Origin of the sequence: Rhodanobacter sp. 7MK24, assembly GCF_014842995.1 — a bacterium.
GTDB lineage: Bacteria > Pseudomonadota > Gammaproteobacteria > Xanthomonadales > Rhodanobacteraceae > Rhodanobacter_A.
The window spans coordinates 29,266-43,334 of the sequence record NZ_JACYXL010000005.1 but is presented as its reverse complement, the minus strand read 5'-3'; the positions used below and the strand labels follow the sequence as shown (position 1 = coordinate 43,334).

Below are 14,069 nucleotides of genomic sequence, written 5' to 3'. Positions count from 1 at the left end.
CCGACGACTATCCACGGTTGGTGGCGCCGGGTGTGATCCCCATAGCCGTTATGATGTGCGGCCGATTCGCCCCGATTGAAGTGTTCCCATGATCGCGTTCCGCCATTTTGCCCTGCGCCGCGGCAGCCGCCTGCTGCTGTCCGACATCGACCTGGTGATCCAGAGTGGCTGGCGGCTGGGCGTGATCGGGCGCAACGGCTGCGGCAAGTCCAGCCTGTTCGCCGCGTTGCAGGGGCAGGTGGAGGCCGACGCCGGGGACATCGACCTGCCGGCCAGGCTGCGCCTGGCCTCCGTCGCGCAGGAAACGCCCGCGCTGCCCGATCCGGCGATCGACTATGTGCTGGGTGGCGACATCGAGCTGGCTACCGCACTGCGCGACGAAGCCGACGCCGAGGCGCGCGGCGACAGTGAGGCGATGGCGCGCGCGCATCACCGCATCGAGGAACTGCACGGCTACGACGCCCGCGCCCGTGCTGGCCGCCTGCTGCACGGCCTCGGCTTCGCGCCGGAAACGCACGAACGCGCGGTCAAGGAGTTCTCCGGCGGCTGGCGTGTGCGCCTGAACCTGGCGCGCGCGCTGATGGCGCCGTCCGAACTGCTGCTGCTCGACGAGCCGACCAACCACTTGGACCTCGACGCCGTACTGTGGCTGGAAGAGTGGCTGCGGCGCTACCAGGGCACCTTGCTGATCATTTCGCACGACCGCGAATTTCTCGACGGAGTGATCGACCACACCTTGCACCTGGTCGACGGCGGCGCGCGCCTCTATACCGGCAACTACAGCGCGTTCGAGCGTCTGCGCGCCGAACAGCTGCGCCAGCAGCAGATCGCGCACGAACGCGAGCAGGCCGAGCGTGCGCACCTGCAGAGTTTCATCGACCGTTTCAAGGCCAAGGCCAGCAAGGCCAAGCAGGCGCAGTCGCGCATGAAGCGACTGGAGAAGATGGCCGGCACCGAGGCGGTGCGCGCCGAACGCGCCTTCCATTTCCAGTTTGCCAGGCCTGATCGCGTGCCCGATTCCATGCTGCAGCTGGAAGAGGTGAACGCCGGCTATCCGGCCGGTTCGCGCGAGGAAGGCAACGATCATCTGCCCGGTCACGACGCGCCCAGTCGCGAGGCTACGATCATCCTGAGCGACGTGCGTTTCCGCCTCGAAGCCGGCGAACGTATCGGTCTGCTCGGCCCCAACGGCGCAGGCAAATCCACGCTGGTGAAAACGCTGGTGGGCGAGCTCACGCCGCTGGCGGGCGAGCGCAAGGCGCACAAGGACCTGAAGATCGGCTACTTCGCCCAGCACACGGTGGAGAGCCTGCGCGAAGGCGCCAGCCCGTTCGACCATCTGCAGGACAAGGCGCCCGGCGTGGCCGCGCAGGCACTGCGCGATTTCCTCGGCACGTGGAACTTTGCCGGCGACCGCGCCTTCGAGTCGGTGGACGGCTTCTCCGGTGGCGAACGCGCACGCCTCGCGCTGGCCTTGATCGCCTGGGACAAGCCCAACCTGCTGCTGCTCGACGAACCCACCAACCATCTCGACCTCGACATGCGCGAGGCGCTGGCCGATGCGCTGGCCGACTTCGACGGCGCGCTGGTGCTGGTGTCGCACGACCGTCACCTGCTCGGCATGGTCAGCGACAGCTTCTGGCGCGTGGCCGACGGCGTGGTGGAGCCGTTCGATGGCGATCTCGACGACTACGCACGCTGGCTGCGGGCGCGCGGTTCAGCGAACAGGAAATCCGCCAAGGTCGAGGCGAAACCTGCGGCACCCGTCGAATCGCCGGAAGAACGCCGCCGCAATGCGGCCCAGCAGCGCGACAGCGAAAAGGCCTCGCGCCAGCGCGTGAAGAAAATCGAGACGCGCGTGGCCGCCATCGACGCCGAGCTGGTTGCGCTGGAAGCCAAGCTGGCCGACCCGGAAACCTACAACGGCCCCACCGCTGCGTTGATGAAGCTCGGCCAGCAGCAGACCGAACTGCGCCGCGAGAAGGAAACGCTGGAGACAGAATGGATGGCCCTCTACGAAGAACTGGAAGCCTGATTGCCGATGAGCGCGCAACCGACGCAGTTGTGGCTGCCGGCGCTGGATCGCTTTGATCGCACACATCCGCTGCGTCGCCTGCTGGTACGTGCGGATCGCGAGGCTGACTGCGGGCATGACCGGCTCGCGGCGCTAGCCGATGCCTTCCAGGCCGGCGCAGCGACGCTGCCGGCGGCGGCGCTGCTGCGCCAGCATCTGGCCGGCGATGCGGGCGACGCCATCTGGCTCAATGCCGATCCCGCCTGGGTACAGCCGGACATGGCCGGCGTGCGCATGCTTGCCTGCGGCTCGATGCCGCTGGAAATGGACGAGGCGCAAGCCTTCTTACAGGTGCTGCAACCGGCCTTCGCCGAAGTTGGCCTGCAACTGGAGGCCGGCGCGCCCAACCATTGGCAATTGCGCTTGGCGCACGAGGTGCGGCTGCCGGATTTCGCCACGCCCGAGCAGGCGTTGGGCGAGGACTTGTACCAGCACTTGCCGCAGGGCGCGGAAGGCCGCATGTGGCGCATGCTGCTCAATGAAGTGCAGGTGTCGCTGCACCAGCATCCCTTGAACGTCGCGCGCCAGTCGCGTGGCCTGCCGCCTGTCAACAGCGTGTGGTTTTGGGGAGCAGGGCGGCTGCCTGCGTCGCTGCAAGGCCGATCTGCTGGCGTGGTCGGCAGCGATGCGTTGCTGCTTGCGCTGGCCGCGCGCGCAGGCATTCCGTTCGCAGGACGCACGCAGGATGCCGTGGCGTCGGTGCCAGCCGGCTGGCTGGTCGACCTGCAGGACCTGCCTGCGGCGGAGTTTGACGAGGTATGGTGCTTGGCCATCCAGGCGCTGGCGCAACGACAGCCTTTGCACATCGCATTCGCCAGCGGCGAACGCTGGTCGTGGCGGCCGCTGCACCGCTGGCGCTTCTGGCGTGGAGTGCCGCGTTGAGCGTGCTGGAACTGCGGCGGCGCGAATCGCAGGGCGAACCGTCCGGCTGGGACACCGCCGTGCACCCGGTGTTGCAGCGGGTCTATGCCGCGCGAGGCGTGCTGCGACCCGAAGGCGTGGCGCATCGCCTGCAGCATCTGCTGCCGCCGCAGTCGCTGGGCGGCCTGGAGGCCGCCACCGAGCTGCTGGCCGAGGCCATCCGCGACGATTGGGCCATCCTGATCGCCGGCGACTACGACTGCGATGGCGCCACCGGCACCGCCGTGGCCGTGCGCGGCCTACGCATGCTGGGCGCCAAGCGCGTGGCCTATGCCGTGCCCAACCGCTTCGTGCACGGTTACGGGCTCACGCCCGCGCTGGTCGATTCGCTGCAACCGCGGCCGCAACTGATCGTCACTGTGGACAACGGCGTGGCCAGCGTGGCCGGCGTGGCGCGGGCGCGCGAACTCGGCATGCGCGTGATCGTCACCGACCACCACCTGCCGGGCGAGCAGCTGCCGGGTTGCGATGCGATGGTGAATCCCAACCTTGCCGGGGACGGCTTCCCGAGCAAGGCGCTTGCCGGCGTGGGCGTGATGTTTTATCTCCTGCTCGCACTGCGCGCGCGGCTTTACCCGGGCGATCGTCCGGATCGCCAAGGTCGAGAAGAGCCCATCCGCGGCCGCACTCCCGAAAAGGGCAGGCCCGACCTCTCCACCTTGCTCGACTTGGTGGCGCTCGGCACCGTGGCCGACCTGGTGCCGCTGGATTTCAACAATCGCGTACTGGTGGATGCGGGCTTGCGGCGCATCCGCAATGGCCATGCCTGTGCCGGCATCGCTGCGCTCATCGAGTGCGGCAAGCGCAGTGCGGCCACGCTGTGCGCCAGCGATCTCGGCTTTGCGGTGGGGCCACGTCTCAATGCCGCCGGCAGGCTGGAAGACATGCAGCTGGGCGTGGAATGCCTGCTCACCGACGACATCGCACAGGCACGCCGCTACGCCGGGGAGCTCGACGCGATCAACCGCGAGCGCCGCGACCTGCAAGCTTCGATGGTGGCCGAAGCCGAGGCGATGACGGCCGGCCTGAGCGATATCGACGCGGTGGGCGTGGCGCTGTACGAACCCTCGTGGCACGCGGGTGTGGTGGGCCTGGTGGCCTCCAAGCTGAAGGAGCGCCTGCACCGGCCGGTGATTGCCTTTGCGCCGGCCACCCTGGAAGAGTGCGGCGACGGATCGCCGCTTCTTGATTCTTCCGCACAGGAAGTGCGCATCAATCGCTCCGACACCGAACACCTTCGCGGCTCGGGGCGTTCGATTCCCGGTTTCCACCTGCGCGATGCGTTGGCGATGATCGATGCCCGCCAGCCCGGCCTGATCGAACGTTTCGGCGGCCATGCGATGGCGGCCGGCCTGAGCCTGCGCACGGCGGATTTCCCGCGCTTCGCCGCCGCTTTCGACGAGGCCGCACGGGAGCTGATTGCGCCGGAACGCCTGCAAGCCGCTCTTTACACCGATGGCGAACTTCCTGCAGGCAGCCTGTCGCTGCAGCTGGCCTTGCAGCTGCGCAGCGCCGGTCCCTGGGGGCAGGCCTTTCCCGAGCCCCTGTTCGACAACGTGTTCGAATGCGCGAACTGGAAGCCGATGGGCGAGGGCCACTGGCGGCTGGGACTGCGCGATCCGCGCGACGGCAGCATGCACGACGCGGTGATGTTCAACGTCGGCAGCGTCTCTCCACCCTTGCGTCTGCGCGCCGCCTACGAACTCGTGGTCAACGACTGGCAGGGCCGCGAGTCACCGCGCTTGCTGCTGCGCCACATCGAGCCGGCCTGAGAGTCTGTTCGCGATCTCCAAGTGCCGGGCGTTGCCATCGAGTGGCAGCGCGTGGCCTAGCGCCTGTCTAGCAACCGTGCGCCGCGTGGCGGCCACTCGATGGGAGCCTAATGAGCCGAGTTTGTTTGCCCATAGGCTGGTCTCATCATTCGATATTGGACAGGCGTCTACTCCTCGCTTCTCAAGGCCGAGTCCATCCATGGATTCCCCTGCGTGCCTTCGGCCTTCTTTCGCCTGCGCATACACGAGCTCTGCGTGCGCGGCACCTGGAGATCGTGAACAGACTTTGAGCTCGCGCGGCGTTCACGACATACGTCCCACACTGGTCACCTGCTCGCCACGGAGACCCTCATGCTTGAACAGATCGATGGATTGCCGCCCGGTACAGTGGGCTTTCGTGCGCACGGCCAGGTGACCGCGGCGGACTACGAGCAGGTGCTGGTGCCGGACGTGGAAGCAGTGTTCGCGCTCAATCGCAAACTGCGCATGCTGTTCGTGGTGGACCCCGACTTCACCGGCTTCGACGCCGGCGCGATGTGGGACGACGCCATGCTCGGCATGCGCCACCTCAGCGGCTGGGACCGCGTAGCGCTGGTGACGGACGTGCGGTGGCTGCGCACGGCGACCAAGGCGACGCGTTTCCTGGTGCCCGCCGATTTTCGCCTGTTCGCGCTGGCCGGGCTTGAGGAAGCGACGCGCTGGATCGCAGAACCAGCGGAATAGTGCATGCCGCGCCGGGTCACTGGGTCACCGGGTCAGTGCATGGTGAGTACATGGACGGCCAAATGCCTTCATGCCCAATCGTCACTTGCGCAAACGCCGGCCTTCTGTTCTAGTCGTTCCATGACCTTCACGTCCGCCATGTTCCCGAACGCCACCGCGCTTGCCGCGCCGGGCATCGTGGCGGTCGCCAACAATAATCGCGCGAACAATAACGCCAATCGTTGGCGGGCCCGCGCGTAGCTGAAAGCAACACCACCAGACACGCGACCAAGGCCCGCCCAGTGCGGGCCTTGGTTTTTTTGTGGGTCTGATTTGTGCGCGGATCCATCCGCGCGAAGGCAAGACCGGCTCTCCATGGCCGTGCATCGACCATTGCGTGGCTCCATCCACGCAAAGCAAAACCGGCCATCCGTGGCCGACTTTCAAATAGAGCTTTCATCACCAGCAAACGAGGAACGCCCACCATGTGTTCGATTTTCGGAATGTTCGACCTGCAACCGGGCGACGATCTAGCCGCCCTGCGCCGGCAGGCGCTGGAACTGTCGCAGCGCCAGCGCCATCGCGGCCCGGACTGGAGCGGCGTGTTCGTGGATGCTGGCGTCATCCTGGTGCACGAGCGCCTCGCCATCGTCGATCCGGCCTCCGGCGCGCAGCCGCTGCGCTCGCGCGACGGCGCGCTGGCGCTGGCGGTCAACGGGGAGATCTACAACCACCGCGAATTGCGCGATACCAGCGGCTATGACTTCACCACAGGATCGGATTGCGAAGTCATCAACGCGCTTTACCGCGAATACGGCGCGGACTTCCTGCACAAGCTCAACGGCATCTTCGCGTTTGCCCTGTGGGACGGCGCCGCGCAGCGTTACCTGATCGCGCGCGATCCCATCGGCGTATGCCCTCTGTACTGGGGGCATGACGAGCAGGGGCGCCTTTGCGTGGCTTCGGAGATGAAGGCGCTGTCCGGCGTGTGCGCCGACGTGGCCACGTTCCCGCCCGGCCACCTGTACGACAGCGCCACCGGCGAGTTGCGCCGCTACTACGAGAAGGGCTGGCGCGACCATGCCGCCACGCGCGGTCACGAAGTGCCTGCGGCCGAGCTGCGCGAAGCGTTCGAGCAGGCCGTGCATCGCCAGCTGATGACGGACGTGCCCTATGGCGTACTGCTTTCCGGCGGGTTGGATTCCTCGCTGGTGGCCGCCTGCGCCGCGAAGTTCGCCCGCGAGCGTATCGAAGACAACGACAGGAGCGAGGCGTGGTGGCCGCGCCTGCATTCCTTCGCCATCGGGCTGGAAGGTTCGCCCGATCTTGCCGCCGCGCAGATTGCTGCCGATGCGCTGGGTACGGTGCACCACGGTTTCGTCTACACCTTCTGGGAAGGGCTGGACGCGTTGCCAGAGGTGATCCGGCATCTGGAGACCTACGACGTCACCACCATTCGTGCCGCCACGCCGATGTACCTGCTGGCTCGCCGCATCAAGGCGATGGGAGTGAAGATGGTGCTGTCGGGCGAGGGTTCGGACGAGATCTTCGGCGGCTACCTGTACTTCCACAAGGCGCCCTCGGCGGAGGCTTTCCACGAGGAAACCGTACGCAAGCTCGACGCACTGCACAGCTACGACTGCCTGCGTGCGAACAAGGCGATGATGGCCTGGGGCGTGGAGGCGCGCGTGCCGTTCCTCGACCTCGAGTTCATCGACGTGGCAATGGGCATGGACGCCACCTACAAGATGGCCGGCAACGGCAGGATCGAAAAGCATGTGCTGCGTGCCGCATTCGACGGTGCCTTGCCGAAGGAAATCCTCTGGCGCCAGAAGGAGCAGTTCAGCGACGGCGTGGGCTACGGCTGGATCGACGGACTGAAGGCGAACGCCGAGCAGATGGTGAGCGACCGCGAATTCGCCGCCGCCGCGGCCCGCTTTCCGTTCAACACTCCCGCCACCAAGGAGGCGTACTTCTACCGCCGAATCTTCGAACAGCATTATCCGGGCGAAGCCAGCGCGGCCACCGTGCCGGGCGGCAAGTCCATCGCGTGCTCCTCGCCGGTTGCGATCGAATGGGATGCGAGCTTTGCCGGCATGGCCGATCCGTCGGGGCGCGCGGTGCGCGGAGTGCACGAAAAGGCGTTGTAACGACGCCGAAGGTTCAAGCGGTTATTCCAGGGCACGCCCATTGCTGTTCGGGATATCCGAACTCCTGTGTCCAGACTCCTGGCACCGCGGACCCGTGCTCCAAACAGTGAAGCCGGGCGACTTGAATTCGCGCGAACGCCGGATAGTGAATCTCTCTCCCTCCGGGAGAGGGTGGCGGCAGCCGGGAGAAGGTTCGGGCAGAGCGAGATGCCTTGGCAGATACGGCCCCTCTCCCCCGGCTCTCTCCCGGGTAGGAAAGGGGAGAAGAGCGACTGCGAAATATTCCGGGCAGCAATGGATGCACACCGGGATGTGCACTCCGTCTGGCGTCGACGGGCCTCAATGTTTCAGCAGACAGGTGTGCTGGCTGTTGAAGTCCACGTAGAGGTCCATGTCGTCGAGCATGGCATGGCCCAGCGCGTAGTCCCATGGCAGGTTCGGACTGCGCGCGGCGACATAGGGCATCCGCAGGGTCTTGCCATCGAGCGTGACCTCCAGCGTGCTGCGCGCGCTGCCGCCACGGCCGCCGCCCATGCTCCCCATGCCTCCGCCGCCCATGCCGCCCATCCCACCCATGCGATGTCCGCCTCCATGGCTTGGTGCTGCCGGCGCATCCTTGTTGCCATAGAGATAGAACGGGCTGTCGAGGCTCAGCATCGCCACGCTTTGCGCATCGTCTATGCCCAGCTGCACAGCCAGGCGCAGGCCGGTGCTTCCGCCTGCATCGCTGGCGAGCAGCATCGCGTCATCGCAGGCCGGGCGGGCGTCGGTCGGGCCGTAGATCTGGATGTTGTCGCGCGCCATGCGGAATGTGCGCAGATACTTGAAGAGGCCCATGCCGATGGCATGGATGTGCGCGCCAGGCACGACCTGCACCGGCACATGCCGGAAGGTGGCGCCGGCGAAACTCAGGCTGTCCAAAGTGGCGAAGGTTGGCGATGCCGGGTGGTCCTTGTCGGCGCTTTCAGCTGCGACCTGGATGCCCAGGCCTTGGGCAGTGTCCTGATCCAGTACGACATAGGCGCTGCTGGTGCCGACACGTAGCGCGACTGGCTTGCCGTTGATTTGCGCGTCGATGGTACCGTCGTCACTTTCGCGACCGCCATGATGCCTGCCGGCATGTACCGGGATGTCGAAGCCCGTGCTCGGCAGCTCCGCTTCAGTCACCGCCTGCCCGGTCTGCAGCGCTACAAAGTGGTTCAGCTGGTCCCATTGCGCGGCCGGCAGCTTGCCCTGGAATTGTTGCGGCAGTTGCTGCATCGCTGTGCTGGCGGCATGGTCCTGACCGGACAGGCGCAGGTTGCCCAATGCGAACAGCGCGCAATACAGCGCTACCTGTGGCTGGTTGTTGATCAGGCCATTTTTGCAGGTTGCGGCCTCGGTGCTGGACTGGGCCAGGCGGCCATGCACGCGGTCCAGCGCCATCGCGGCCAGCACCCGCGTCAGCGGATCGTTTTGTCGGAGGAGTTTGTCCAAGGCATCGGTATCCACCTTGACCAGGGCGGTGTTGATGACTTGCACGGTATCCGCCGGCGTGGCGGCTGGCGGATTGTCTGCCGCAGCCACCGGCATCGCGGCCACGGTGGCGGCAAGCATGGCCAGCAGGGCGAAAACAGGGCGAAGGCGCACGAAGATTTCCCGGATCGATGGCATTCCGAACGCCAACGCGGCAAATCCGGGTTGGTGGACAGGGCCATGTCATGGGGCGCTCTGTTAACATGGACGGCCTTTCTCCACCGTTTTCACCATCCATGATCGAGACCAATCCGATCCTCGCGCAGATCGCGGACCTCACGGCCCGCGTCGAGTCGCTTAGGGGGTATCTTTGACTACGCCACCAAGCGTGAGCGCCTCGAAGAAGTAAGCCGCGAACTGGAAAGCCCCACCGTGTGGGACGATCCGCCGCGCGCGCAGGAACTGGGCCGCGAACGCGCGCGCCTGGACACGGTGGTGACCGGCATCGACGAACTCACCGCCGGCCTCTCCGACGCGGGTGAGCTGGTGGAAATGGCCGCCGCCGACGGCGACGAGGAAACCGTCGCTTCGGTCACGGACGACGTCGGCAAGCTCGAAGCCCGTGTCGGCAAGCTGGAATTCCAGCGCATGTTCTCCGGCAAGATGGATTCCGCGAACGCCTTCGTCGACATCCAGGCCGGCGCCGGCGGCACCGAGGCGCAGGACTGGGCCGAAATGCTGCTGCGCATGTACCTGCGCTGGGCCGAATCGCGCGGCTGGAAGACCGAGCTGCTGGAAGCCTCCGGCGGCGAAGTGGCTGGCATCAAGTCGGCCACGTTCCGCGTCGAAGGCGACTATGCCTACGGCTGGCTGAAGACCGAGATCGGCGTGCACCGCCTGGTGCGCAAGTCGCCGTTCGATTCCGACAACCGACGCCACACCAGCTTCACCAGCGTGTTCGTCTCGCCCGAAGTCGACGACGACATCGACATCGAGATCAATCCGGCCGACCTGAAGACCGACGTCTACCGTTCGTCCGGCGCCGGTGGCCAGCACGTGAACAAAACCGAGTCCGCGGTGCGCATCACCCACGTGCCCAGCGGCGTGGTGGTGGCCTGCCAGACCGAGCGCAGCCAGCACGCCAACCGCGACCGTGCGATGAAGATGCTGGCTGCCAAGCTGTACGAGCTGGAAGTGCAGAAGCGCAATGCCGAGAAGGATGCGCTGGAAGCGACCAAGTCCGACATCGGCTGGGGCAGCCAGATCCGCAACTACGTGCTCGACCAGAGCCGCATCAAGGACCTGCGCACCGGCGTGGAGCGTTCCGACACGCAGAAGGTGCTGGACGGCGATCTCGACGAGTTCATCGAGGCCAGCCTGAAGTCCGGCCTGGATGCGGGCGCCAAGCGCATCGATGCCTGAGGAATCCGTATCGCGGCTTCAGCCGCGATACGGAAGGTCGCCTGTATAGAGCTTTCCCGGTTCCCAACACAGACTGAGGTAGCCAGCATGAATGCCAAGAAGATTTGCAGCATCCTGTTTGCCTGCGCCGCATTCACGGCGTTTGGCGCGAGTGCGCAGAGCGCAGGCCAGGACATCAAGCAGGGCGCAAAGGACGTAGGCCACGGTGTCGCCACCGGTGCACGTGCGGTGGGGCACGCCACCAAGAACGTCGCCACCAAGGTCGGCCACGGCGCGAAGGAAGCCGGCACGGGTATTGGCCACGGTGCCAAGAAAGCTGGCGTCGCCGTCGGTCATGGCGCCAAGAGCGCCGGTACCGCCATCGGCCACGGTGCTAAGGAAGGCTGGGACGCCACCAAGGACGCGACCAAGAAAGTGTTCGGCAAGGGCAATTGACCGCCTTCTGACCGTTCGCGCTGAGCATTGCTTGCGTAAGCAAGCGAAGTCGAAGCGTCTCGCGCAGTTCCTTCGACTTCGATCCTGCGGACCTGCGCTCGGGACGAACGGTTCTATTTCAGATATGCAGCCACCGCTGCCAGCACCGGCCATCACGGAAGCCTCATGAGCGACGATACCCAAGACGAAAACAAGCTGATCGCCGAACGCCGCGAAAAACTCACGGCATTGCGCGGGCAGGGCATCGCGTTTCCCAACGACTTCAGGATGGACAGCTTCGTCGGCGACCTGCAGGATGAGTACGCCGACAAAGATAAGCACAATGCCGAGGCCATCGAAGGCGCACAGCGTCGCGTGAAGGTGGCCGGCCGCATCGTGCTGAAGCGCGTGCAGGGCAAGGTCAGCTTCGCGCAGATCCAGGACATGACCGGCCGCATCCAGCTGTTCATCCACTCCGGCACCGTGGGCGAAGTCTACGAGGCGTTCAAGGGCTGGGACATGGGCGACATCGTGGGCGCTGAAGGCGTGCTGATGCGCACCAAGACCGGCGAGCTGTCGGTGAAGGTGGATGCGCTGCGACTGCTCACCAAGAGCCTGCGCCCGCTGCCGGACAAGCACCACGGCATGGCCGACGTGGAGCAGCGCTACCGCCAGCGCTACGTCGACCTCATCGTCACGCAGGAAGCGCGCGACACCTTCCAGAAGCGCTCGCGCATCATCGGCTTCATCCGCCAGTGGCTGGAAGCCGAACCGCGCCGCTTCATGGAAGTGGAGACGCCGATGATGCACGTGATCCCCGGCGGCGCCACGGCCAAGCCCTTCATCACCCACCACAACGCGCTGGACATGGACCTCTACCTGCGCGTGGCGCCGGAGTTGTACCTGAAGCGCCTGGTGGTCGGCGGCTTTGACCGCGTGTACGAGATCAACCGCAACTTCCGCAACGAGGGCGTGTCTACCCGGCACAATCCCGAGTTCACCATGCTGGAGCTGTACCAGGCCTATGCCACCTACAACGAGATCATGGACCTCACCGAGTCGGTGATCCGCGATACCGCACGGCACGTGCTGGGCACCACGCACCTGGAGTGGGATGGCGCGCAGATCGACGTCGGCCCGACCTTCCGCCGCTGGACGATGGAAGACGCGGTGCTGGAGCACAACCCGGAAATTCAGCGCGGCGAACTGCGCGATCGTGCCGCGATGGCTGCGCATGCGAAGCGCCTCGGCGTGCAGGTCAAGGACGGTTACGGCTGGGGCAAGCTGTTGCTGGAGATCTTCGAGAAGACGGTGGAGCACACCCTGGTCCAGCCCACCTTCATCACCCAGCATCCGGTCGAGGTGTCGCCGCTGGCGCGCGAGAACGACAGCGACAAGGGCATCACCGACCGCTTCGAGCTGTTCGTCAACGGCAAGGAGCTCGCCAACGGCTTCTCCGAGTTGAACGACCCGGAAGACCAGGCGGCGCGCTTCCAGGCCCAGGTGGACGCCAAGGACGCCGGCGACGACGAGGCCATGCACTTCGACGCCGACTACATCCGCGCGCTGGAAGTGGGCCTGCCGCCCACCGGCGGCCTCGGCATCGGCATCGACCGCCTGGTGATGCTGCTCACGGGCTCCGCCTCGATCCGCGACGTGCTGCTGTTCCCGTACATGCGGCCCGAGGCCTGAAGCTCTCCGCCGGGATATGGCAACAAGGCCCGCGAGTCGCCTCGCGGGCCTTGTGCGTTTCAGGCTGGCAGGCGTCGGACGCGTTGCCGCAGCAGCAGGTTCTGCAGCACGGTCACGCTGCCCGAGCCCAGCCAGTACAGGCCCAGCCCGGCGGCCACGTGCCACACCATGAAGAACGAGATCGCCACCGGCAGCCAGTGCAGCAGGGTGCGTGCCTGCTCGGGCAGCATGGGATTGAGCAGCATCGCGGCCATGCCCAGCATTGCCACCGACAGCGCCAGCCACAGGTCGGGCCGCGCCAGTTTCGGTATCCAGAGGAAGGAACCCATGCTGGTCATGCCCTGGCGGATCGCCGCATAGATGCCCGCGCTCATCGGCGCCTGCACCAGCGCGGTGAGCAAGCCGCTGCCGAGTCCGCTGGTTATACCGTGTTCGCGGTAAAGCGATTGCATGGCGGCTGCATGCGCCGCGGGGTTCTTCGCATGGTGCTCGCGCAGGCGTTCCAACTGGGGCTTCAACGTGGCCAGTCTGCGCTGGCGCAACCAGCCCTGTTCGGCGGCATGCAGGGTCATCGGCAGCAGCGCAAGCCGTACGGCCAGCGCGAGTGCGATCACCGCAAGGCCATAGCTGCCGTCTAGCCCTGCCGCCAGATGGCCCAGCAGCGCGACGATCCCGTTCACGAACATCGTCCACATGTAACGCTCTCCCCAACACGTCGTTGATGACGACACGCAAAGTGGGCATCGCCACGTCCGCTTCAAGCGGGCAATGCACATGACTGGCGGCACAGTCGGGTAAAATTGCGGTTTCGACTTGCAACGGAGCCTTGCCCATGTGGTTCGCGATCATCGCCCAGGATCATCCCGGTTCGCTGGACAAGCGCCTCGCCGCCCGCCCCGAGCACCTGGAACGGCTGAACAAGATGCAGGAAGAAGGGCGCCTGTTGCTGGCCGGTCCGTTCCCGGCGATCGAGTCGGAGAATCCCGGTCCGGCCGGCTTCACCGGCAGCATGATCGTGGCTGAGTTCGCCTCGCTGGCGGACGCCGAGGCCTGGGCGGGCGCTGATCCCTACGTGGCTGCCGGTGTCTACGCCGAAGTGAGCGTCAAGCCGTTCCGCAAGACCCTGCCATGAGCGAAGCGATGGCCGAGCAGATCCGCGTCCGCCTTGCGGCCGCGTTCTCGCCCACCGAGCTGGAGGTGGTGGACGAGAGCCATCTGCACCGCGGCCACGCAGGGGAAGGCAAGGGGCATTTCCACGTGCGCATCGTCAGCTCCGCATTCGCCGGCGTGCTGCCGATCAAGCGCCATCGGATGATCTATGCCACGCTCGATGACCTGATGAACCGCGGCATCCACGCACTGTCTATAGATGCTAAGTAGAAAATAATTAATAAACAATACGATACAACACATTTCTTCAGTGAAACATCATGTAGAAATGCGTTGCGGCACCGCCCCTCCTTTGGC

At 65.8% G+C, this 14,069-nt stretch carries 12 protein-coding genes; 10 read left to right on the top strand and 2 right to left on the bottom strand.

Annotated features, from left to right (window positions below):
* The first annotated feature begins 88 nt into the window (after positions 1-88).
* The 5 genes from abc-f to asnB all read left to right on the top strand — a co-directional run bounded on the left by abc-f (position 89) and on the right by asnB (position 7,619).
* Positions 89-2,035, top strand: a complete 1,947-nt coding sequence (gene abc-f, locus IHE49_RS10355; protein ID WP_192157574.1) for a ribosomal protection-like ABC-F family protein — start codon at positions 89-91, stop codon at positions 2,033-2,035.
* A gap of 6 nt (positions 2,036-2,041) precedes the next feature.
* Positions 2,042-2,956 carry a phosphoglycerate mutase gene (locus IHE49_RS18470; RefSeq protein ID WP_225578366.1) on the top strand — a complete coding sequence of 305 codons (915 nt, stop codon included), beginning with the start codon at positions 2,042-2,044 and terminating at the stop codon, positions 2,954-2,956.
* On the top strand, positions 2,908-4,767 hold the full coding sequence (locus IHE49_RS10350; protein ID WP_343227568.1) for a DHH family phosphoesterase: 1,860 nt from the start codon (positions 2,908-2,910) through the stop codon (positions 4,765-4,767). The genes IHE49_RS18470 and IHE49_RS10350 overlap by 49 nt, the downstream gene beginning before the upstream one ends.
* A 351-nt stretch (positions 4,768-5,118) precedes the next feature.
* Positions 5,119-5,490 (top strand): STAS/SEC14 domain-containing protein, encoded by a 372-nt coding sequence (locus tag IHE49_RS10345; RefSeq protein WP_192157566.1) that lies wholly within the window; start codon positions 5,119-5,121, stop codon positions 5,488-5,490.
* A gap of 464 nt (positions 5,491-5,954) precedes the next feature.
* A complete protein-coding gene (gene asnB, locus IHE49_RS10340) occupies positions 5,955-7,619 on the top strand; it encodes an asparagine synthase B (RefSeq protein ID WP_192157564.1) in 1,665 nt (554 codons plus the stop codon).
* A 339-nt stretch (positions 7,620-7,958) separates the two neighbouring features.
* Here asnB and IHE49_RS10335 read toward each other — a convergent pair whose 3' ends face one another.
* Positions 7,959-9,248, bottom strand: a complete 1,290-nt coding sequence (locus IHE49_RS10335; RefSeq protein ID WP_192157561.1) for an aspartyl protease family protein — start codon at positions 9,246-9,248, stop codon at positions 7,959-7,961.
* A gap of 122 nt (positions 9,249-9,370) precedes the next feature.
* Here IHE49_RS10335 and prfB point away from each other — a divergent pair.
* The 3 genes from prfB (at position 9,371) to lysS (ending at position 12,602) form a co-directional block, all read left to right on the top strand.
* A protein-coding gene (prfB, locus tag IHE49_RS10330; protein WP_192157559.1) for a peptide chain release factor 2 occupies positions 9,371-10,496 on the top strand; the annotation gives its coding sequence in 2 pieces (ribosomal slippage) (positions 9,371-9,445 and positions 9,447-10,496; 1,125 coding nt in all).
* Positions 10,497-10,583: 87 nt separating this feature from the next.
* Positions 10,584-10,931 (top strand): hypothetical protein, encoded by a 348-nt coding sequence (locus IHE49_RS10325; RefSeq protein WP_192157557.1) that lies wholly within the window; start codon positions 10,584-10,586, stop codon positions 10,929-10,931.
* Positions 10,932-11,096: 165 nt separating this feature from the next.
* Positions 11,097-12,602, top strand: a complete 1,506-nt coding sequence (gene lysS / locus IHE49_RS10320) for a lysine--tRNA ligase (RefSeq protein WP_192157555.1) — start codon at positions 11,097-11,099, stop codon at positions 12,600-12,602.
* Between the two features lie 59 nt (positions 12,603-12,661).
* On the opposite strand, the gene yidC is transcribed toward lysS, so the two are convergent.
* Complete coding sequence (yidC, locus tag IHE49_RS10315; protein ID WP_192157553.1) at positions 12,662-13,297, bottom strand: membrane protein insertase YidC; 636 nt, start codon at positions 13,295-13,297, stop codon at positions 12,662-12,664.
* A 137-nt stretch (positions 13,298-13,434) separates the two neighbouring features.
* Between yidC and IHE49_RS10310 the strand changes: the two genes are divergently transcribed.
* Both IHE49_RS10310 and IHE49_RS10305 read left to right on the top strand, forming a co-directional pair.
* The gene (locus IHE49_RS10310) at positions 13,435-13,734 is read left to right on the top strand and encodes a YciI family protein (protein ID WP_192157551.1); all 300 of its coding nucleotides are present in this window, start codon (positions 13,435-13,437) and stop codon (positions 13,732-13,734) included.
* Complete coding sequence (locus IHE49_RS10305; protein ID WP_192157549.1) at positions 13,731-13,982, top strand: BolA family protein; 252 nt, start codon at positions 13,731-13,733, stop codon at positions 13,980-13,982. Before IHE49_RS10310 ends, IHE49_RS10305 begins: the two co-directional genes overlap by 4 nt.
* The last annotated feature ends 87 nt before the right edge of the window (positions 13,983-14,069 follow it).